At 44.0% G+C, this 22,609-nt stretch carries 20 protein-coding genes; 6 read left to right on the top strand and 14 right to left on the bottom strand.

The genetic code is table 11. The features are described from left to right. Window positions 1–86: 86 nt before the first annotated feature. Window positions 87–932, top strand: coding sequence for a carboxylating nicotinate-nucleotide diphosphorylase (gene nadC / locus ACMXYT_RS03575; protein WP_415900249.1), 846 nt, complete (start codon window positions 87–89; stop codon window positions 930–932). A gap of 84 nt (window positions 933–1,016) precedes the next feature. Here nadC and ACMXYT_RS03570 read toward each other — a convergent pair whose 3' ends face one another. Both ACMXYT_RS03570 and ACMXYT_RS03565 read right to left on the bottom strand, forming a co-directional pair. Next, window positions 1,017–1,358, bottom strand: a complete 342-nt coding sequence (locus ACMXYT_RS03570; RefSeq protein ID WP_415900247.1) for a hypothetical protein — start codon at window positions 1,356–1,358, stop codon at window positions 1,017–1,019. A 72-nt stretch (window positions 1,359–1,430) separates the two neighbouring features. After that, on the bottom strand, window positions 1,431–1,856 hold the full coding sequence (locus ACMXYT_RS03565) for a pilin (protein WP_415900246.1): 426 nt from the start codon (window positions 1,854–1,856) through the stop codon (window positions 1,431–1,433). Window positions 1,857–2,104: 248 nt separating this feature from the next. Here ACMXYT_RS03565 and pilB point away from each other — a divergent pair, with 248 nt between their 5' ends. From pilB to ACMXYT_RS03540, 5 genes are all read left to right on the top strand, one after another. Continuing rightward, entirely contained in the window at window positions 2,105–3,820 is a 1,716-nt protein-coding gene (pilB, locus tag ACMXYT_RS03560; protein ID WP_415900244.1) for a type IV-A pilus assembly ATPase PilB, read from the top strand. Between the two features lie 16 nt (window positions 3,821–3,836). Beyond that, complete coding sequence (locus ACMXYT_RS03555; protein WP_415900242.1) at window positions 3,837–5,057, top strand: type II secretion system F family protein; 1,221 nt, start codon at window positions 3,837–3,839, stop codon at window positions 5,055–5,057. 169 nt (window positions 5,058–5,226) lie between these two features. Continuing rightward, a complete protein-coding gene (locus ACMXYT_RS03550; RefSeq protein ID WP_415911856.1) occupies window positions 5,227–6,129 on the top strand; it encodes a prepilin peptidase in 903 nt (300 codons plus the stop codon). A 3-nt stretch (window positions 6,130–6,132) separates the two neighbouring features. Further along, window positions 6,133–6,738 (top strand): dephospho-CoA kinase, encoded by a 606-nt coding sequence (gene coaE, locus ACMXYT_RS03545; protein WP_415911855.1) that lies wholly within the window; start codon window positions 6,133–6,135, stop codon window positions 6,736–6,738. Continuing rightward, on the top strand, window positions 6,735–6,962 hold the full coding sequence (locus tag ACMXYT_RS03540; RefSeq protein ID WP_415883654.1) for a DNA gyrase inhibitor YacG: 228 nt from the start codon (window positions 6,735–6,737) through the stop codon (window positions 6,960–6,962). The genes coaE and ACMXYT_RS03540 overlap by 4 nt, the downstream gene beginning before the upstream one ends. Here the strand turns inward: ACMXYT_RS03540 and ACMXYT_RS03535 are convergent. The 12 genes from ACMXYT_RS03535 to murD form a co-directional block, all read right to left on the bottom strand. Then, window positions 6,940–7,899 (bottom strand): Nudix family hydrolase, encoded by a 960-nt coding sequence (locus ACMXYT_RS03535; RefSeq protein WP_415900237.1) that lies wholly within the window; start codon window positions 7,897–7,899, stop codon window positions 6,940–6,942. The two genes, ACMXYT_RS03540 and ACMXYT_RS03535, sit on opposite strands and share 23 nt — an antisense overlap. After that, entirely contained in the window at window positions 7,899–9,119 is a 1,221-nt protein-coding gene (argJ, locus tag ACMXYT_RS03530; protein WP_415911854.1) for a bifunctional glutamate N-acetyltransferase/amino-acid acetyltransferase ArgJ, read from the bottom strand. The genes ACMXYT_RS03535 and argJ overlap by 1 nt, the downstream gene beginning before the upstream one ends. A 70-nt stretch (window positions 9,120–9,189) precedes the next feature. Then, window positions 9,190–11,934 (bottom strand): preprotein translocase subunit SecA, encoded by a 2,745-nt coding sequence (secA, locus tag ACMXYT_RS03525; protein ID WP_415900233.1) that lies wholly within the window; start codon window positions 11,932–11,934, stop codon window positions 9,190–9,192. A gap of 196 nt (window positions 11,935–12,130) precedes the next feature. Then, complete coding sequence (gene lpxC / locus ACMXYT_RS03520; RefSeq protein ID WP_415897614.1) at window positions 12,131–13,045, bottom strand: UDP-3-O-acyl-N-acetylglucosamine deacetylase; 915 nt, start codon at window positions 13,043–13,045, stop codon at window positions 12,131–12,133. A gap of 80 nt (window positions 13,046–13,125) precedes the next feature. Continuing rightward, the gene (gene ftsZ / locus ACMXYT_RS03515; protein WP_415900231.1) at window positions 13,126–14,298 is read right to left on the bottom strand and encodes a cell division protein FtsZ; all 1,173 of its coding nucleotides are present in this window, start codon (window positions 14,296–14,298) and stop codon (window positions 13,126–13,128) included. Between the two features lie 91 nt (window positions 14,299–14,389). After that, complete coding sequence (gene ftsA, locus ACMXYT_RS03510; protein WP_415897613.1) at window positions 14,390–15,637, bottom strand: cell division protein FtsA; 1,248 nt, start codon at window positions 15,635–15,637, stop codon at window positions 14,390–14,392. Further along, a complete protein-coding gene (locus ACMXYT_RS03505) occupies window positions 15,637–16,527 on the bottom strand; it encodes a cell division protein FtsQ/DivIB (protein ID WP_415911853.1) in 891 nt (296 codons plus the stop codon). The genes ftsA and ACMXYT_RS03505 overlap by 1 nt, the downstream gene beginning before the upstream one ends. 1 nt (window position 16,528) lies before the next feature. Continuing rightward, the gene (locus ACMXYT_RS03500) at window positions 16,529–17,476 is read right to left on the bottom strand and encodes a D-alanine--D-alanine ligase (protein ID WP_415900228.1); all 948 of its coding nucleotides are present in this window, start codon (window positions 17,474–17,476) and stop codon (window positions 16,529–16,531) included. Then, window positions 17,473–18,921, bottom strand: a complete 1,449-nt coding sequence (gene murC, locus ACMXYT_RS03495; protein WP_415900226.1) for a UDP-N-acetylmuramate--L-alanine ligase — start codon at window positions 18,919–18,921, stop codon at window positions 17,473–17,475. Before murC ends, ACMXYT_RS03500 begins: the two co-directional genes overlap by 4 nt. Then, window positions 18,921–20,012, bottom strand: coding sequence for an undecaprenyldiphospho-muramoylpentapeptide beta-N-acetylglucosaminyltransferase (gene murG, locus ACMXYT_RS03490; RefSeq protein ID WP_415900224.1), 1,092 nt, complete (start codon window positions 20,010–20,012; stop codon window positions 18,921–18,923). The genes murC and murG overlap by 1 nt, the downstream gene beginning before the upstream one ends. Then, complete coding sequence (ftsW, locus tag ACMXYT_RS03485) at window positions 20,009–21,256, bottom strand: putative lipid II flippase FtsW (protein ID WP_415900222.1); 1,248 nt, start codon at window positions 21,254–21,256, stop codon at window positions 20,009–20,011. Before ftsW ends, murG begins: the two co-directional genes overlap by 4 nt. Beyond that, complete coding sequence (gene murD, locus ACMXYT_RS03480) at window positions 21,256–22,605, bottom strand: UDP-N-acetylmuramoyl-L-alanine--D-glutamate ligase (RefSeq protein WP_415900220.1); 1,350 nt, start codon at window positions 22,603–22,605, stop codon at window positions 21,256–21,258. The genes ftsW and murD overlap by 1 nt, the downstream gene beginning before the upstream one ends. Between the last annotated feature and the right edge of the window lie 4 nt (window positions 22,606–22,609).

The following is a 22,609-nucleotide window of genomic DNA, read 5'->3' as shown; positions in this document are numbered from 1 at the left end:
TCTAGATCTATTTCGATAGAATCTGCATATTATCAGAGGCCCATTTGTAAAAGCCAAGCCTCACACATTTTCAATCAGGACCGACTATGTTGACCCGCGCAGAAATTCAGCACCTTATCCCAGACGCCGTTCGTTACGCTTTACAGGAAGATATAGGCAGTGGCGATATTACCGCACAACTGATTCCTGCTGAACAAACCGCAACGGCTCGAATCATCAGCCGGCAAGAGGCTGTTGTTTGCGGTATCGATTGGGTAAATGAAGTTTTTCGCCAAGTAGACCCTGAACTAGAGCTAGACTGGCAAGTTGATGATGGTGACATCGTTCAACGCGACCAAGTACTTTTCTGGGCGAAAGGTTCTGCTAGAAACCTTTTAACAGCAGAGCGCGCGGCTTTAAACTTTCTACAAACGCTTTCAGGCACAGCTACTGTGAGTAAGTTCTATGCGGACAAAGTAGCTGGCACAACGGTAAAACTGCTTGATACTCGCAAAACTCTTCCAGGCCTTCGCTTTGCCCAGAAATATGCCGTTACCTGTGGTGGCTGCTACAACCACCGCATTGGCTTATTCGATGCTTTCTTGATTAAAGAGAACCATATTATGGCCTGTGGTGGTATCGACGCCGCAATTGCCACAGCTAAATCAAATGAGCCTGGCAAACCTGTCGAAGTTGAAGTGGAAACGATGGAAGAACTTCATCAAGCGCTAGAAGCCGGTGCGGACATTATTATGCTGGATAACTTCTCTCTAGAAGCGATGAGGGATTCAGTTAAGCTAACTCGCGGTATTGCCAAGCTTGAAGCCTCTGGCGGCATTACTGACGAAACCTTACGCCCTATCGCAGAAACTGGCGTAGATTATATTTCTATCGGCGCGCTGACTAAGCACTGCCAAGCAGTAGATCTATCTATGCGCCTAATTGAAGATTAATGCCCAGATTACATTATTCTTGAGTGACAAAAGGCTGCACATATGCAGCCTTTTTCATTTTAAATAACACTTAAAATTTATCGTTTACTGACAGCTATCTGCGGCTAGCTGATCCCAATCATCTTCTTTCTGAATCTTGACCACATCATAGATCTCTACAATGGCAGTCGTCACACCTTTGGCTTTAATGATTTCACAAGCTTTAGCTGCTGCATGGTGAGGATTAACAGTGTCTGGGACAATACCAACAGCCATTACGGAATCATCATGCCACCAAACAGGACGTGCAGGAAATTCTGGCTGTTCGAGAATAGCGTTTTCTGCTGCGCTTTTAATTTGTGGGGTGAGCCTTTCAGTTGTATTAGCGATATACCAAGTCACACCAACACACGCCGCGATTAGAATAATTATTATATTTCGTTTCATTTCTATGTTTAGGTTCTTTAAAAACAAAAAAAAGAGGGTAACACCCTCTTTTTTTAAAAGATACGACTAACCTTAACGAGCTGGGCAACGGGCATCTTGGATACCAGTACAAGTAATTGCCCAAGTAACATTACCGCTAGTAGCCGTTGGTGTTAGGATTACTACGTCGGCAGCGTTGTCGTCAGTATCCATCTGCGTAGCAAGAGTATTGTTAATCGCACTAGAAACCAACGTCACGTTAACTGTACCAACATGGGAACCTTCCATAGTAGCATCCCAACCAGTGATAGATGCAGAAGACGTAGGAAGTGCAGCATTTACGTGGTAATACTCCTCAACAGCCACTTTGTTACCACCAGACAATGCAACAACTTCAGATAGTTTTGAGCGAAGCGTATAATCTTGGTATGCAGGCAATGCGATTGCAGCCAAAATACCAATAATCGCAACCACGATCATTAATTCAATTAAGGTAAAACCTTGTTGTACTTTTTTCATTTTTTTTCTCCAGCGAATAAAAATCCTTGGTATCACCAAGTCCTTTGATTGTAGCGCATTTTTCAAAACACGCCAGTGACCTATCCGATTTTATTTCATAATACTTATATAGCGCATTTTCAAACTGCTATGCAAATGCTATTTTAAGTGGGTAGCACTGTAACAAAAATAGATCTGAGCTATTTATCACTGATTCGTTAGTTTTAGTAATCAAAATTGGTGTCATGGAATGAGACGGGAGTCACACTTTGCAACCTAGCCAACCATTAAGTGGACTAGCAAAACGACTGGTTAATGAAGGTGTATGTTCAGCTGAAGTTGCAGCAGAGGCTTCTCTTCAATCAAGAGAAAAGCAGCAAACCTTTATCTCATATGTCATTGAACAACGCCTTGTAAGTGCATATAGAGCCGCCGCAGCAGCATCTGAAGAATTTGGTATTCCTTTATTGGATTTGGATGCACTAGACCTAACCAATTTGCCCCAAGGCCTAATTAACGATTCTCTTATTTCGAAACATCACGCTCTGCCTTTACAGAAACGTGATAACCGCCTATTCGTTGCTATATCCGACCCCACAAATATACAAGCATTAGATGAGTTTAAGTTTCAATGCGGTATCACAACTGAAGCTATCATTGTTGAAGAAGACAAACTTACACGGGCTATAGAAACATTTTTAGAAGGGCAAGATTCTGCTTTAGATGAATTAGAAGATAGTGATCTAGATAATCTAGAAATTTCAGACGGATCTGCTCCAGAGCCTGAAGAGCAAGATTCCGAAGAAGACGCTACAAAAGATGCACCTATCGTGCGTTTTATTAACAAAATCCTTTTAGATTCCATTAAAAATGGTGCATCCGATATTCATTTCGAGCCTTATGAAAAAAGCTATCGAATTCGCTCTAGGATTGACGGTATCCTTCAAGAGGTAGCCAAACCCCCTTCCAACCTAGCAGCGAGGCTATCTGCTCGGTTAAAAGTAATGTCGCAAATGGATATTTCTGAAAGGCGTGTGCCCCAAGACGGCCGCATTAAAATGAAGATATCTAAAAAACGCGCCATAGATTTTCGTGTAAATACTCTTCCCACTCTATGGGGTGAAAAAATTGTACTTCGTATACTAGACCCTAGCAGTGCAAAAATGGGAGTCGAAGCTCTGGGCTTTGCAGATTTCCAGAAAGATCTTTATTTAACAACCCTTCATCGCCCACAAGGCATGGTATTAGTAACAGGTCCAACAGGAAGTGGTAAAACCGTAAGTCTTTATACAGGCTTAAATATTCTCAACACTGAAGAACGGAACATATCTACTGCAGAAGACCCTGTTGAGATCAACTTGGAAGGGATAAACCAAGTACATGTAAATGCCAAAGTTGGTTTAAATTTTGCTGAAGCTCTTCGTGCATTCCTTCGCCAAGACCCTGACGTAGTAATGGTTGGTGAAATTCGAGACCTTGAAACGGCCGAAATAGCTATTAAAGCAGCCCAGACAGGACACATGGTATTATCCACGCTACATACAAATAGCGCTCCAGAAACACTCACTCGTTTACGAAATATGGGGGTTCCTGCATTTAATATAGCCACATCGGTTAGTCTCATCATAGCTCAACGATTAGGTAGGCGTTTATGTGAAAGCTGCAAAAAACCGACTTCTCTTCCTGAAGTCACACTAATAGAAGAAGGCTTTAGCAATGAAGAACTTGATAATCTAACTCTCTTTGAAGCTAATCATGATGGCTGTAGCAAGTGCAATCGCGGCTATAAAGGTCGAGTAGGCATTTATGAAATGCTTCCTATGACGCCAGAAATTGCTGAAGTTATTATGGAGAATGGCAACTCACTAGATATACTAAGAGTAGCTGAAACACAGAATTTCCAGAGCCTGAGACGCTCTGGTTTGAAAAAAGTCGCGGAAGGAATCACCAGTCTTGAAGAAATGAACCGAGTCATCAAGACCTGATAACGGGAATTAATTTATGGCTAAAAATGCCAAGTTATATACTTTCACCTGGCAAGGGAAAGATAAAAGCGGTAACAAAAGCAAAGGCAAGATAGATGCAAGCAGCGCAGTTCAAGCTAAAGCACAACTTCGCACTCAAGGAATCTTAACTTCTAAAATATCCAAAGAGCAATCTGCCGGCTTATTTAGCGCAAAAAACAAGCCTATAAAGCCTGTAGACATTGCTTTCTTTACCCGTCAAATGGCTACGATGATGCGTTCGGGCGTTCCATTACTCCAAGGACTAGAAATTACTGCTGGAGGTATAGAAAAACAAAAACTAAAAGATATTGTTTATGAAATTAAAAATGACGTAAACAGCGGAACAGATTTCTCAACCTCATTGACTCGGCACCCTGAACATTTTGATGATTTGTACTGCAACTTAGTGAATGCTGGCGAGCAATCGGGCGCATTAGATGCAATGCTAGACCGAATAGCAACTTATAAAGAAAAGCTAGAATCACTTAAGGCAAAAATAAAGAAAGCATTAACTTACCCAACAGCTGTAATAATTGTTGGCCTAATTGTTTCAGCTATCCTCCTTGTAAAAGTCGTACCTCAATTTGAAGATGTGTTCAAAGGTTTTGGCGCAGACCTCCCAGCCTTTACTAAATTCGTGATTAATTTATCTGAAGTTGCACAAGAATGGTGGTGGATCACTTTCCTTATTGTTGCTGTCATAGGCTTTTCATTCCAAAAAGCAAAACAAAAATCTCAGAGATTTAGAGACGGAACTGACAAAGCGATGCTAAAAATACCTATCATTGGTGAAATATTACACAATGCATCTATTGCTCGTTTCGCACGAACGCTTGCTACAACTTTTGCAGCAGGAGTTCCTTTAGTCAACGCTCTAGAGTCTGCCGCCGGCGCTTCAGGTAACGCTCTATATAGGGATGCAATTTTACAAATTAAAAATGGCGTATCTACAGGGCAATCCCTTCAAAACGCAGTAACCATGACAGGTATATTTCCCAATATGGTTATTCAGATGATTGCAATCGGGGAAGAAGCCGGCTCACTTGAGATGATGTTAGAAAAGATTGCTGATTTTTATGAAGAGCTAGTGGATAACGCTGTAGATAACTTATCTAGCTTACTAGAACCTCTTATTATGGCTGTTCTTGGAGTTTTAGTTGGCGGACTCGTTATAGCCATGTATCTTCCGATATTCCAATTAGGCAACGTTGTTTAGCACAACATCCAAGTTTTGGTTTATTCTTAATTTCCTAATAGAAGGGTGAATAACCCATATATGAAGTGCTGATTACAATAAATTATGAAAAACTCTTTGATGGTTTCATTTTTATCCTAGTAAATTTAATTGAAGTTACTCCTCCTACGCAAATTTCAAGTTTAAAACTATGATTCCAATTATTAATGACCCCGCGCTGGCTATCGCTTGCGCGTTTTTGTTTTCTCTTTGTGTCGGTAGTTTTTTAAACGTAGTCATACATCGTTTACCTATTATGATGACTCGAGAATGGGAGAAAGAAATTTTTTGCTACCTGAAGGAACAGGAAGCTAAGCAACAGCAGGAAGAGCAGGAAGAGCAGGAAGAGCAGGAAGAGCAGGAAGAAATCTATAATCTTTCCGTTCCCGCATCTACCTGCCCCAAATGCGCACACAGAATCAGATGGTATGAAAACATACCGGTTATTAGCTGGATATTCCTTGGCGCTAGATGCTCTTCATGCGGGTTACCGATACCTTTCAGATACCCTTTTGTAGAATTATTTACAGCTATTTGCTCCGCTTATGCAGTTTACGTTTTTGGCTTTAACCTGATTGGATTAAGCGTAGTAGTACTTACATGGGTACTGGTATGCCTGATTTTTATAGATATTGATCATCAACTACTTCCCGACCGTTTAACTCTACCTTTGCTATGGCTGGGTTTATTCGTCAACAGTTTTGGCCTTTTCAGTTCACTAGAACACGCTGTCTATGGTGCAATGGCAGGTTACCTAAGCTTATGGTCAATCTACTGGGCATTTAAACTGCTAACAGGCAAAGAAGGTATGGGATACGGAGATTTCAAACTACTCGCAGCCCTTGGAGCCTGGGCTGGAGTCTATCAATTGCCACTAATTATTCTATTAAGCTCATTAGTCGGTGCGATAATTGGTATAGCTATGATGCTGTTTAAAAACCATTCACCTCAAAACCCTATTCCATTTGGCCCATATCTCTCAATTGCAGGATGGATAGCACTGATCTGGGGCGACACTCTGACAACACTCTACCTTCAACTAATAAGAATCTAATCTATGTACATTGTTGGCATCACAGGTGGCATCGGCTCAGGAAAAAACGCTGTAACTGATCGTTTACAAGACCTCGGAATCACTATTGTTGATGCTGATATTGTTGCACGAGAAGTGGTCGCAAAAGGCGAACCTGCACTAGACAAAATCGCTGAGCACTTTGGCAGTCACATTGTCACTGAAAGTGGTGAATTAAATCGTAAAGATTTGCGCGAAATAATCTTCAGAGATAAAACAGCCAAAACCTGGTTAGAGCAACTATTACACCCGATTATTCGCCAAAGTATCAAACAGCAATTACACGATGCCACAAGCAGCTATGCTGTACTGTCTTCCCCACTATTATTAGAAACAGACCAGCACGAATTAGTTCAGACAGTAATCGTTGTAGATGCGGCCGAAGAGTTACAATTAGCTCGAACTGTTAAGCGCGATAGCGCTAGCAAAGGACAGATCAAAGCAATTATGGCCGCCCAGTTGCCCCGCCAAGAAAGACTAAAAAAAGCAGATATTATCATCGATAACAATGCTGATTTAGAAAGCTTGGAAAATCAGGTTATCAAGCTACACACAGAGCTTAGTGAAGCTACAAAAGAGAAAAAGAAATGAGTAGTCCAAAAATAAAATGCCCAACCTGTTCCAAAGAGCAAGCTTGGGACAGCAGCAACCCTTTTAGACCCTTCTGTAGTGAACGTTGCAAAATGATTGATTTAGGCGCTTGGGCAAGCGAAGAATATTCAATACCTGAATCAAAAGCTGCTAGCGATTTTAGTAGCGGTGAAACGGAAGAACAGATTGATAAAGATCAGCCTATCCCTCCGACCATGCACTAATTGCCGCAATACCTTGCGCACCATTCTCCACAGCGAGAACTAAATCGCTTTTATCCATGCCACCCAACGCAAAAACAGGCACCAAGCTAGACTTAGCTAATTCGGAAAAATCCTTCCAACCTAATGGCTCTACCTCAGGGTGCGATTGCGTATGCTGTACTGGTGACAGCATTATGTAATCGACCCCTTTAGCTATCGCTTCGGACAGTTCATCAGCATTATGACAAGACGCACCCAGCCAACGCCCAGTGAACTCGTCTCTATGATTCAACTTTTCCAGATTACTCACTGAAAGATGAACTGCATCAAGAGCCAACTTATTCGCAATGTCTACCGTAGTGTTTACCGTAAAGAAAACATTTCTTACAGAGGCCGCATCTATTTGAGCATTGATGAAATCAATTGTTTTATCCAATGCTACTGAATCAGCCTCAAACAGAGGAGCTCGAAGGACAACACCTTCAGCTCCAGCCTTTATTGCTCGCATAATAGATACTTCAAGCTGTTGAAGATCTGAAAGATACGGCGTTATAGCAAGTGATTTCGGTAAAAGGCAGGCATCCAAGATCGGTTTATTTGCAGCAGGGAACTCATAGCCATCCAACTCATCAAGCTTCACCCAACGTACTGGCTGCCCTTCCTTACCCCAAGGCTCTCCCTCAAATTCAGTAATACTATAAACATCGAGTAAAACTGATTTATCAGGATAATGATAAGGAACCTCTATCAGCTTTTCTGCTTGGGTAAGTCTGATCCCCAGCTCTTCATCAAGCTCACGGCTTAAAGCATCAAGCACAGCTTCCCCTGACTCAACCTTACCACCAGGGAACTCCCACAAGCCGCCCTGGTGTTTATCATCAGGGCGTTTCGCAATCAGCAACTCACGCTTACTATTCCAGATAGCAGCCGCTGCGACATGAACAACCTTATTAGCCATTAGCTACGGTAATCCGCATTGATGCTGACATAGTCATGGGAAAGATCCGTAGTCCATACCGTCTCTGACACGTCACCACGATTAAGTACGACTCGAATTAGAATCTCTTCCTGGTCCATAACCGCCTGACCAGCTTCTTCAGTGTAAGTAGCGTCTTTTCCACCCTTACTAACGATACAAACATCGCCTAAATAGATCTCTAACGCATTAAGATCTAGATTTTCTATCTCGGCACGCCCAACTACCGCCAATACACGCCCCCAGTTTGGATCTGAAGCGAATAAAGCCGTTTTAACTAGAGGAGAGTGAGCAATATCAAAAGCCGTCTTCAAAGCTTCCTGCTGCGTCTTAGCTGACTCAACTTTTACTGTCACAAACTTAGTTGCACCCTCGCCATCACGTACAATCGCATGCGCCAAATCTTGCATAAGCTGTGTCAATTCAGTTTTGAATAAGGCTAGTAGGGAACGATCTTCCGCAGAAACTGACACACCTGATTTCCCAGTCGCAACCAACATACAAGAATCATTTGTAGATGTATCACTATCAACCGTAATACGGTTAAAGGAGCAATTGGCTGTATCAGTAAGTAGCACTTTCAATAAATCAGCATCAACTTGCGCATCTGTTGCCACATAGCCCAGCATTGTTGCCATATTTGGCTTAATCATGCCTGAGCCTTTTGATATACCAGTCAAAGTTACAACCTTGCCTTGGTACTCAAATTGACGGCTAGCGCCTTTGATTCGTGTATCAGTGGTTAAAATGCCTTCTGCAGCCTCATCCCAACCTGATTCCGATAGCACCTCTTTAGCTGCAGGCAAAGCTGAAACTAATTTTTCTACAGGCAACTTTTCACCGATAACACCAGTGGAAAAAGGAAGAACTGCCTCAACACCCGAATCGCAAAGCTTAGCGACCTCTTCACAGGTTGTAATAGCATCATTCCAACCTTCCTCACCAGTACCCGCATTAGCGTTGCCTGTATTAACGATAAAATATCGCGTTGCTGCAGCGTCTAAATGTTTTTTAGAAATCTGCACCGGCGCTGCGCAAAAAGCATTCAAAGTAAAAACGCCTGCGACAGTAGCTTCTTCACACAACTCCATCAGCACTACATCTTTTCGACCTGGAGTTTTAATACCTGCAGAAGCTGTTCCTAATTTAAACCCTGCAACTGGGTGCATTTTTTCTGGAAATGTAGCTGGCCCGACTGCCATTTTCTGTCTCCTAAGATGCAGAAAGCAGCTTAAAAGCTGCTTTCTGTGTTGACCAATAAACAGTTCACTCTTACGAAAGCTTACCGTGACACTGCTTGTATTTTTTACCTGAACCACATGGACATGGTTCGTTACGACCTACTTTACGGCCATCTCGAACGAAAGTTTCTGGCTGAGCTTGCTCTTCAGCATTGGAACTTTCACCCTCTTCACCCGACATAGCTGAGCTATTGTCATGCTTAAAGTCCATCTGCTGTCGTTCAGCTTGCTCACGGCGCTGCTGCTCCATCGCTTCAACATCTTCTGGCTGCTGAACTTGCACATGACTTAGAATACGAATGACATCACGCTTGATATTTTCCAGCAATTCTTGGAATAGGTGGAAAGATTCACGCTTGTATTCCTGCTTAGGGTTCTTCTGTGCATAACCTCGAAGGTGAATGCCCTGACGCAGGTGATCCATAGTCTGTAGGTGTTCTTTCCACAGGGTATCTAGCACCTGAAGCATAACCTGCTTCTCAAAGTTACGCATTGTAGATTCGCCCACTTGCGCTTCTTTCTGCTGATAAACCTCTAGCACTGTATCCTGAACTTTTTGATGCAGGGTTTCTTCATGCAATGAATCATCTTGATCTAGCCACTCTTGAATTGGCATTTTAATGGAAAAATCAGTTTCCAATGCTTTCTCAAGACCTGGAATATCCCACTGTTCTTCAAGACTCTGCGGCGGAACAAACTCACTAAATTTATTAGCAACAACCTCTTCACGAACAGAATTAACTGTTTCAGAGATATCGTCTGTGGCCATCAAGTCATTACGCTGTTCGTAGATGATTGTACGCTGATCATTAGCTACATCATCATATTCAAGCAATGACTTACGGATATCAAAGTTACGACCCTCTACTTTACGCTGCGCTTTCTCGATCGCATTACTTACCATCTTATGCTCGATAGCTTCACCACGCTCCATACCTAGCGCTTGCATCAACTGTCTTACACGATCGGAAGCAAAGATTCTCATCAAATCATCTTCTAAGGACAAGAAGAATCGAGATGAACCTGGGTCACCCTGACGACCTGCACGACCACGTAGCTGGTTATCAATACGACGAGATTCATGACGTTCAGTACCTACAATATGTAGACCGCCATTTTCCAATACCTGTTCATGGCGCTTCTGCCATGCAGCCGTCAATTCAGCAACTTGTTCTTCAGATGGGTTATCAAGTTCAGCTAGTTCAGCCTCTAACTTACCACCCAACACAATATCGGTACCACGACCAGCCATGTTAGTCGCGATAGTCACAGCACCTGGACGACCTGCCTGAGCAATGATTGACGCTTCACCACCGTGGTTCTTTGCGTTCAATACATTGTGCGTAATTTTTTCTTTCTTCAGTAATGAAGAGATTAACTCAGATGATTCGATGGACGCTGTACCCACAAGTACAGGACGCTCCGCTTCCTGACAAGCACGAATCTCTTTGATAATAGCTTCGTACTTTTCTTCAACCGTCAGGTAAACCAGATCGTTCTCGTCTTTACGAGCGATCGCTTTGTTGGTTGGAATTACAACAACATCTAAACCGTAAATCTGACGCAGCTCGAATGCTTCCGTATCCGCCGTACCCGTCATACCAGACAGTTTGTCGTATAGACGGAAGTAGTTCTGGAATGTGGTTGAGGCAAAAGTCTGGCTCTCATTCTGAACCGATACACCCTCTTTTGCTTCTACCGCTTGGTGCAAACCTTCTGACCAACGTCGGCCTTCCATGATTCGACCCGTGTGCTCATCGACAATCACAACCTGATTGCCCTGAACAATGTAATCAACATCACGTTGGAATAAGTTATGCGCTCTCAACCCCGCTAGCACGTGGTGCAGCAGGTTAAGGTTCTGAGGTGCATACAGGCTATCACCTTCACTCAGAAGACCTTTTTGTGCAAGCATATCTTCAACAGCAGTGTGACCCGCTTCTGTCAGTTCAACCGTACGGTTTTTCTCATCAACAACGAAGTGCTCGTTAATCTCCTGCTCTTCGTCCTGAGGATCAATTTCACCATCGAATTTCTCTAACGAAGGAATTAGCTCGTTAATCGCAATATAAAGCTGAGAGCTATCTTCTGCAGGACCTGAGATGATCAAAGGCGTACGCGCTTCGTCGATTAAGATAGAGTCAACCTCATCGACTACAGCGAAGTTAAAGCCGCGCTGCACTTTCTCAGCAGTGCTAAATGCCATGTTATCGCGGAGATAATCAAAGCCAAATTCGTTGTTTGTGCCGTAAGTGATATCACAAGCATAAGCAGCACGTTTCACTTCTGGATTTTGACCAGATAGCGCAACACCTACCGATAAGCCTAGAGATTCATAAAGAGGACGCATCCATTCAGCATCACGCTCTGCTAGGTAATCATTCACTGTTACTACGTGAACGCCTTCAGCAGGAAGCGCATTTAGATATACAGCTAATGTTGCTACAAGGGTTTTACCTTCACCCGTACGCATCTCCGCAACTTTGCCATCATTCAGTGTCATACCACCGATAAGCTGAACATCAAAATGGCGCATACCCATAACACGCTTTGATGCTTCTCTTACCGTAGCGAAAGCTTCAGGAAGGATCTGTTCCAGAGTCGCGCCATCATCAAGACGCTGACGGAATTCAGCCGTTTTAGCCTTTAGCTCTTCATCCGTTAGTTTTTCTAGATCTACTTCCAACGCATTGATCGCCTTTACGATCTTACCCATGCGCTTTAATTCGCGATCATTCTTACTACCAAAAACTTTCTTTAACAGTCCTGTCAGCATATCTCGACTTATACCTGTGAAGTCTAAAACCTATAGTCCGCTCGATTAGCGGATAAAAATTAACTCAGCATTCTACCTTTATTGGGGGCAGAAAATGAATCTAAAAGGGGAAATAAAAAAAATATGGAAAAAAGATAGGGAAATAGACAAAAAAAAGCCGAACTATAAAAGTTCGGCTCTTAATTCTTTCGATCTATCAGACTGCTAATACTGGCTTCTGATAAGAGATAGGCGCGCTTTCTTCATTATCTTCGAAAGTCACCACTTCCCAAGCATCTTCTTGCGCTAACAATTCACGCAAAAGACGATTGTTTAGATAATGCCCTGATTTGTTTCCGTAGAACTCACCGATCAAGCTCTTACCTAGTAGGTATAGATCACCCACCGCATCAAGCACTTTATGCTTAACAAATTCATCGTCGTAACGAAGGCCGTCTTCATTAAGAATACGGTAATCATCGACTACGATCGCATTATCAAAGCTACCACCTAATGCTAGGTTTTGAGAGCGAAGGTATTCATAGTCACTCATAAAACCAAACGTTCTCGCACGGCTAACTTCTTTAACGAAAGAAGTACTAGAGAAGTCTAGGAAAGATTCCATGTTACGGCCTTCAAATGCTGGGTGTTCAAAATCGATTTTGAAGCCCACTTTAAAGCCATCAAACGGTTTAAACGTAGCTGACTTACCATCAGCCTCAACCGTTACTTCTTTCTTAATACGGATAAATTCTTTAGGAGCATTCTGCTCTTCTAGGCCTGCCGACTGGATCAAGAATACAAACGGCGCAGCACTACCATCCATAATAGGTACTTCTTCTGCACTTAGCTCAACATAAGCATTATCAATACCTAAGCCAGCCATTGCAGAAAGTAGGTGCTCAACAGTCGCTATACGCGCGCCATCTTTAGCCAGGTTGGTTGACAGTTTTGTATCAGAAACATTGTGCGCATGCGCAAGGATCTCAACAACTGGATCCAAGTCAGTACGACGGAAAACAATACCGGTATTTACTGGCGCAGGCTTCAACGTCAGATAAACCTTCTGCCCCGTATGCAAACCAATACCTGTTGCTTTAATGCTGTTTTTTAATGTTCTCTGTTTAATCATGCTATCTGCCAAAAAATAAAATAGGCCACTCTAGCGCGAGATACTAACAAATAATCGCCCTTTTAGAAAGGACATTCCAATTAATCCGCTTGTTTACGCAGAAAAGTAGGAATATCTAAATAAGCGGACTCGCTCTCAGTACCTGTTGATTTTAACAACTCACTTTCAGTCTCAGCCGGCCCGTCAAGTGCCTCATTTTTTTTGCGACGCAAAACCGTAGGCAGATCGATCTGCTCAAGGTCTAAACTTCCATCCACTTTTTGCATTCCACCAGAAACAGGGCGGACCGTTTCTTCTGGCTTATCCAAACCCGTAGCAACAACTGTCACTTTCAGTTCGTCAGTCATCTCTGGCTCAATGACGGTACCGATGACAATCGTGGCATTTTCAGATGCGTACTCTTCAATCTGATTACCCACTTCGGTAAATTCACCCAAGCTGAGATCCATACCCGCAGTGATATTTACCAAGATACCGCTCGCGCCTTTCAGATCTACGTTATCAAGTAGTGGACTCTTGATCGCTTTCTCTGCAGCTTCAGCAGCTCGGTTCTCACCACGCGCACCACCGGTACCCATCATCGCCATGCCCATTTCGGACATAACAGTCCGCACATCAGCAAAGTCAACATTGATCATACCCGGACGTGTAATAAGATCCGAAATACCCTGAACAGCCCCTTTCAAAACATCGTTGGCAGACTCAAATGCATTCAAAAGGCTGCAATTACGACCTAGTACCTGCATCAGTTTTTCGTTAGGGATAATAATGAGGGAATCAACACTTTCGCGAAGCTCTTTGATACCTTCAATAGCAATACTCATTCGTTTACGGCCTTCAAACGGGAAAGGCTTTGTCACGACTGCGACTGTTAGAATTCCGAGTTCTTTAGCTACTTCGGCTACGATAGGTGCGGCACCCGTACCTGTACCACCGCCCATACCAGCCGTGATAAATACCATATCCGCACCTTGCAACATTTCTGCAATGCGATCCCGATCTTCCATCGCAGCCTGACGACCAACTTCTGGATTTGCACCCGCGCCTAGGCCTTTGGTAAGCGTATTACCAAGCTGGATAACTTTTTGGGACGCCATAGATGAAAGCGCTTGCGCATCTGTATTTGCACAAACAAATTCCACCCCTTCTAGGTCACCACTTTCCATGTGTTTTACAGCGTTTCCGCCTCCACCACCAACACCGATAACTTTAATAACGGCATTTTGCGGAACGCTATCTAACAGTTCAAACATTGTTAGCTCCTTTAGTGCCCTGCCAAGCACTATCCCCTAATAAAGCAGCACGCTACTTTTGCTGCTATCAATCTAAAAACCTTCAGCTTGTTCAGAAGTTGTTCTGAAACCAAGCTCTCATCTTGTCTAAAACACTCTTTTGCGAACCCACAACGACTTCTGGCTCGACGTCTTGCTCAACAGCACCAACATGATCTTGTTGTGCGTATTGCAGAAGCCCCATACCTGTTGCATAAATAGGGCTACTTAAAATATCTTCCATCCCACGTACACCGTGTGGTGTCGCCAAGCGAACCGGCATATGGAAGATTTCTTCAGCTAATTCAATGGCACCTTCCATTTTCGAAGTTCCGCCTGTCAGCACAATGCCTGCTGCAACCAAATCTTCAAAACCACTGCGTCTCAATTCGGCCTGAATCAGGCTAAACAATTCTTCGTAACGGGGCTCAACCACTTCTGCTAACGACTGTCTAGAAAGATCCCTAGCAGGCCTATCACCTACACCAGGCACCTTAACGGTCTCTTCACCTGTAGCGAGCTGTGCCAGTGCACACGCATATTTAACCTTGATCTCTTCCGCATGCTGCGTTGGTGTTCGCAAAGCCATCGCGATATCGTTTGTAACTTGATCACCAGCAATCGGAATGACCGCAGTATGACGAATAGAACCGCCTGTAAAAATAGAGATATCAGAGGTGCCACCGCCGATATCCACCATACAAACACCCAGCTCCTTCTCATCTTCCGTCAAAACGGAATAGCTTGAAGCCAATTGCTCAAGAACTAGGTTATCTACATCAAGACCACAACGTCGCACACACTTTTCAATATTCTGAGCAGCATTCACTGAACCAGTAACAAGGTGCACCTTCGCTTCTAAACGCACACCCGACATCCCTAAAGGCTCTTTGATGCCCTCTGAGCTATCAATCTCATACTCTTGAGGCAAAATGTGCAAGATTTTCTGGTCAGCTGGAATAGCCACAGCACGTGCAGCATCAATTACGCGTTCCAGGTCATACTCAGTAACTTCTCGATCTCGAACAGCCACAATGCCATGAGAATTCAGGCTGTTAATATGGCTACCTGCAATCCCAACTGTCACAGAGTGAATCTTACAACCCGCCATCAATTCAGCCTCTTCTACCGCGCGCTGAATCGAGCTCACTGTTGATTCGATATTCACTACAACGCCTTTTTTCAGGCCTCGAGATGGGTGCGAGCCAATGCCGATAATTTCGATGGCACCATCAATACCGATCTCCCCTACAAGGCACAGCACCTTTGAGGTCCCGATATCGAGCGCAACAACCATATTGTTTTCCATCGAACCACTCATTATGTTTTATCCTGCATTTCGCTTTCGGGTTTTTCCCGCCATTTCACCGCCACCCCATGGGTATAACGTATATCGATTGTTTCTATATCAGCCGCTTGAGCAGCCAATCGTTGTTTATACAAAGTCAAAAACCGTTGTAAGCGTGCATTGATTGCTTCTCGACCTACAACTACTTTTATCTGGTTATCTAGCTCCATGGTCCAGGCTCCACGAGCCTCTAAATCCAGTGCGACAACACTAAGCCCCATAGGCTTCAACATCTGATTAAAATCATGAAACTGTGACATTACCCTTTCTGTATCTGGAGCAGGCCCACTTAATCGAGGTAAGCTCCGATACTCTTGAGAAAGTTCAGGCCAAAATATATCGCCCTGATGGTTTAACAAACCTCTCTCCCCCCAACGAGCAACCGGCACCTCTTCCTCAACTTCAATAAGCAAGGTATCGGGCCAATCTCGTCGAATAGAAGAGACCCTGACCCATGGCTGTTCACTTACTAGTGATTGAACCGATTCAATATCAATCTCTAATAGATTCGCTGTTAGGTCACCAGCAATAATCTGCCCTAACTTTTCTCGGTCCAAATGCTGGGTTTTACCTTCAATCACTACGCTCGCTACCGGGCGATCCAACCACTGCCATAAGTTATGACCAATACCCCATAACACGCCGATAAAAATAACTAGAGAAGACAACGTCCAAAATGGCTTCCACCAAAACTCAGTATCGTTATTTACTAGGCTATCCTTTTTAGGATTCTTTTTATCAGCTTTCCCTTTTACTGGTTCTTCTTTAGCGATCTTTTCACGACTGGCACCGCGAGGCTTAGCAAGCTCTACTTCTTGCTCCCCCAACGGTTCAGTTTGTCGAAAAAATCGCAAAAGGTTCATTTTATTGGGCCGTTTTTAATATTCTAACGACCAACTCATCAAAGCTAATTCCTTGCTCTCGCGCAGCCATTGGCACAAGACTATGATCCGTCATACCCGGAGCCGTATTAACTTCTAATAGTTGGAAGTTTCCATCTTGATCTTGCATCACATCTACACGCCCCCAGCCTTTACAGCCAACCGCGGCAAATGCTTGTTCAGCTAGACGTTTCAGGGATGTTAATTTGTCCTCTGACAAACCATGATCGAACTTGTACTGCGTATCGTTCGCTAGATATTTTGCATCAAAGTCATAAAACTCGTGCTGCGTGACTAGCTGAATAGGAGGCAATGCAGAACCATCAAGCACCGCAACGGTATACTCGTCACCACTCATCCAACTTTCTGCGATCACACTACGATCAAAACCAGCGGCTGTTTCCAATGCTGTTTCTAGTTCACTAGCACTGGCAACTTTACTCATTCCAATACTGGAACCTTCGTGCGCAGGCTTAACAATCATCGGTAAACCAAGACGCTCAACGATGTCATCAACCTCAAATTCACCATTAAATGCCGCAAATGTTGGAGTCGGTAAGCCTGCGCCTATCCACACCTGCTTGGTTCTTAACTTATCCATACCGATTGCAGAAGCTGTCACACCACTTCCAGTGTATGGTTTGCCTAGCATTTCCAACGCACCTTGCAAGGTACCGTCTTCACCGCCTGGGCCATGTAAAATCAAAAAGGCACGATCAAAGTGATTTTCTTGTAGTTGCTGTAACGGCTGTTGATCGCCATTAGGACCATAGAGATCGATACCAAATGCATCAACACCTGCACGTTGTAGTCCAGCTAAAACCTCAGCACCACTCTTGAGTGAAACATCACGCTCAGATGAATTACCACCAAAAATAACCGCAACTCGTCCGAAGTCGGATTTCATTTGAGCATCAATTTGATAACTCATTTTTCCTCCTTATCGGCTACAAGGTTGGCCTGTTTAAGCTGATGAGCAAGCGCTGTAATATCACCCGCACCTTGAGTCAGCAATAGATCACCTGGCTCCAAAATATCTTTCAGCACATCGGCAACGGTGTCTTTATCACTAACAAATACCGGATCTATACGACCACGCTGACGAATGCTTCGACATAGGCTACGACTATCAGCACCAGCAATTGGCTCTTCACCAGCGGCATAAACCTCTAGCAATAACAACACATCGGCTTCAGACAGTACTTCCACAAAGTCTTCGTACAAATCACGAGTTCGGCTATAACGATGAGGCTGATTAATCATCACCAAACGCTTTTCAGGCCAGCCTTCACGAATGGCTTTAACAACGGCATTAACTTCTCTTGGGTGGTGACCGTAATCATCAACCAACATAACGCTACCACCATTGACAGGCACGTCCCCCAAAACTTGGAAACGACGACCAACGCCTTCAAACTTAGTTAAAGCGGTGCAGATCGCTTCATCACTAATGCCCTCATCGGTAGCCACAGCAATCGTTGCTAAGGCATTCAACATATTGTGATGTCCCGGCATATTTAGTGAGATTTCTAGATCGGCAAAATCTCCCGGGCGCTTAACGGTAAAGCGGGTGTACATACCTTCTTGTCTGATATTCTCAGCACGGTAGTCAGCATCTTCCTCTACACCGTAAGTCAGCACTGGACGACTAACTTCCGGAAGGATTTCCCTTACAACAGGATCATCGATACACATAACCGCAAGACCGTAGAATGGTAGGTTATGTAGAAACTCGACAAATGTTTTCTTCAACTTAGAGAAGTCATTCTCATAAGTTTCCATATGGTCCGCATCGATGTTTGTAACAATCGCAACCATAGGCTGTAAGTGAAGGAATGAAGCATCACTTTCATCAGCCTCTGCCACAAGATAGCGGCTCGTGCCCATTTTGGCGTTGGTGCCAGCACTGTTCAGTCGACCGCCAATGACAAATGTTGGATCAAGCTCGCCTTCAGCAAAGATGGAAGCTAACAGACTTGTCGTCGTTGTTTTGCCGTGCGTGCCAGCTACAGCAATACCGTGACGGTAGCGCATCAATTCAGCCAACATTTCAGCACGACGAACAATCGGAATACGCTGTTCACGTGCAGCTTTCACTTCTGGGTTTTCTTCGTTAACCGCAGTGGAAACAACAACCACATCCACACCTGAGACATTGGTATCAGCATGCCCAATAAAGATGTTCATCCCCAAGCCTTCTAGGCGTTGAGTTGTCGCGGACACTTTAATATCTGAACCTGAGATCTGATATCCCTGATTCAGCAATACTTCCGCAATACCACACATACCCACACCACCAATGCCGATAAAATGAATTCGGCTGATACGGCGCATTTCCGGTATTTCATAACGGGTGAAAGCATTTTGTTGTTTCATTACTTCATTGCCTCAAGACAAACATTTGCTACCACATCACTTGCTTCGGGTTTACCTAGTGATAGCGCTTTGTTCGCCATTTCCATCAACGTTTCTCGTTGATTTAATTGTTCTGTTAATAATGCTGTTAGCGTTTCTTTATTAAGATCCGCCTGCTGAATTAAAATTGCAGCATCTCTCTCAGCAAGATAATTTGCGTTTTTAGTTTGGTGATCATCAACCGCATAAGGAAAAGGCACTAATACAGATGCCACACCTGCATTGCTCAATTCACTCACCGTTAAAGCACCAGCACGACATAAAACCACATCTGCCCAACTATAGGCTTCTGCCATATCATCAATAAATGGCACAACTTTACACTCAGTTACGCCCAGCGCTTCATAACGCTGCTGAGTTTCTTCAATATTTCTTTTTCCTGCCTGATGCCAAACCTCTGGACGTTGCTCCTGAGGTAAATCAGCAAGCACTTCAGGCAGAAGGTCGTTAATCGCTTTCGCGCCTAAACTTCCACCTACAACCAAAAGACGCAAAGGTCCTTCACGATCAGAAAAACGCTCTTTAGGTTCAGGTAAATTCAAAATACTTCCGCGTACCGGATTACCCACAGTTTGAGTCGTTAAGCCACTTTTGAATGCACCTTGGAACGCTTCCAGAACTTTTTTGGCTAATTTAGACAAAGCCTTGTTAGTCATTCCTGCAACAGCATTCTGTTCGTGAATGATCAACGGAATTCTTAGCAACCACGCAGCAAGACCACCGGGACCAGAAGCAAAACCGCCCATACCTAATACAACATCAGGGTTAACAGAGCGAACAACCGATAGCGCCTGCCACAAAGCGATCAACAGTTTAAATGGAGCCAAAAGAAGGCTTAACTTGCCTTTGCCTCTTAAACCTCTGACTTCAATAGAGTGCAGTTTTAATCCTGCTGCAGGTACCAAATCAGCTTCTATTCCGTGTCGAGAGCCCAACCATTCAACATGAACACCTTGTGCCTGTAGTTTCTCTGCTGTAGCCAATGCAGGGAAGACATGGCCGCCAGTGCCGCCAGCCATAATCAAAGCTACTTTTTTATCAGAAGCGCTCATGCGGTAGCCTCCTGATTTTTTTGTTTACGCTCTTTAGCTTCAGCATCTGGCTGATTTTTTCCAGCTAGTTTCAATTCGTAGTCAACTCTTAAAATAACGGCCAACATGGCACAACTTACTAACAAACTACTTCCACCGTAACTCACCAAGGGAAGTGTCAAACCTTTTGTAGGCAAAGCACCAACATTCACCCCAATATTGATCAACGCCTGCCCTGCAAAGATAATTGCAAAGCCGTAACAGACATAAGCAGAGAAAAAGGATTTTACCTTTTCAGCTCGACGACCAATACGGAAAATATTCACGATTAATACGGCATAAACCAAGATCAAAGCGATCGCGCCGATAAAGCCCAACTCTTCTGCCAATACTGAAAACACAAAGTCAGTATGAGCTTCTGGCAGATAAAATAGTTTTTGAACGCTATTACCTAACCCCGTTCCAAACCATTCACCACGACCAAAAGCGATTTGTGCCTGCGATAACTGGTACCCAGTTCCAAAAGGATCGGACCATGGATCTAAGAAGCTCTGAAGTCTAGCTACTCGGTAAGGCTGCAAACCCACAACAGCAACCAGCAGACCCACTACACCAGAGATCACCATCAAGAATTGGGAAAAGCGCATTCCACCCAAAAAGATCATGCCCATAACTGTCCCCATCAGGACAACTAAGGCACCAAAGTCCGGCTCGAAGTACAGCAGCACACAAAAAATACCCAGAGGTAGAGTCGGCTTCGCAATCCCTTTCCAGCTGCTACGCACTTCATCCAAGCGTCTCACCAAGTAGCCAGCCATGTACATCACCATACAGAACTTAGCGACTTCAGATGCCTGGAGATTTAAAGGACCTAAAGGTAACCAACGATGACTACCATTTACCCCTTTACCGACACCCGGGATAAGTACCAAAATCAATAAGACACCGGCAGCCAACATCCACCAGTGCCCGGTCTTTTCCCAAAAGCGCATTGGGATATTCCAAACGACTACAGCACCAATCATCGCCAACATGATAAATATGAACTGACGAATAACGTAAAAATACGCTGTCCCGTTATTTTTTAGCGCCACATCTAAAGATGCAGAGCTAATCATTACAAACCCCGTTAGAACCAGAGCAACTGAACAAGCCAGCACCCATGGGTCAAATGGCAACACTCTTTGTGACGTACAAACAGGCGGAGGCGAAGGAATTAAACCCTCTAACCTCTGCTTAATGTTCGTCATCGCCAAAGAGATCATTAAAGAGCCTCCACCGCATCAATAAAAGCATCACCACGAGCGGGAAAACCAGAGAACATATCAAAGCTCGCACAGGCTGGCGAAAGTAGAACAATATCACCCTCTTTCGCTTGAGCTTGCGCCTTTGCAACAGCAGCTTGCATATCATCCGCTGATTCTTTAATCACACCTTCACAACTGTCAGCTAAACGCGGTCCATCTTCGCCGATATAGATCAATGCTCTTGCGAACTGCTGCATAGGTTCAGCCAATTCAGAGAATTCGGCACCTTTACCAACACCGCCAGCAATTAACACAATACGTTGATCTGCAGATAGGGTTTTTCCTAAACCGTTCAGCGCAGCAACAGTCGCACCAACGTTAGTACCTTTGGAATCGTTGTAGTATTCAATACCGCCTTTTTCAGCGACCCACTGGCAACGATGCTTCAAGCCAGCAAAGTTCTTTAAAGCCGTTAGCATCGCATCCATTGGCAAGCCAACAGACTGACCTAAAGCCAATGCAGACAGTGCATTGGCCATGTTATGACTACCACGTATTTTTAACTCAGATACCGGTATTAATTTATCCAGACCAACAGCAAGCCAAGTTTCACCTTTTTCTTCAGTCAAACCAAAGACTTTGAGATCGGGTTTACCTAAGTGGTAAGCAAGCTGATCAACACCACTCGGCATTAATGGCATTGTCAGTGCATCATCACGGTTAACAACGACCTTTTTAGCTCCGCGGAAAATCCGGTGTTTAGCCTGATAATAACCCTGCATAGAATCATAACGATCTAAATGATCAGGGCTAATATTGAGTACCGTTGCAACTGCTGCTCGAAGATCATTAGTTGTTTCTAACTGGAAACTTGATAGTTCGATAACATACAGATCTTTTTCAGGCTCGTTTAACATCTCAAGTACAGGCGTACCAATATTCCCGCACACTCCAACATTCAAGCCTGCTGCAGCAGCCATCTCACCCACTAAGGTAGTGACCGTACTTTTAGCATTTGAACCAGTAATCGCAACAATTGGGGCACTGATCTCATTACAGAAAAGATCAATATCACCACTTAATTTCGCGCCCGCTTTTACCGCCGTTTGAATGGCAGGATTACTTTGTGCAACACCAGGGCTCAAAATCAATTCTGACGCACCACTCAATAGCTCAGCATCAAAAGGGCCACAAATCAGTTTAACGTCAGGAAGCTCAGTTGATAGCTCATCCATACCTGGAGGATTCTCTCGGCTATCAACAACGAAAAAACGCTCATCTTTAGACGCCAGATAGCGCGCACATGCCAGCCCGGTTTGACCTAAACCGATGACCACTTTTAATTTATCGCTGGCGATTAAACTCATGCTC

Origin of the sequence: Neptuniibacter sp. QD37_11, from assembly GCF_047778105.1 — a bacterium.
Lineage (GTDB): Bacteria > Pseudomonadota > Gammaproteobacteria > Pseudomonadales > Balneatricaceae > Neptuniibacter.
This window is presented reverse-complemented; position numbering and strand designations above follow the sequence as displayed.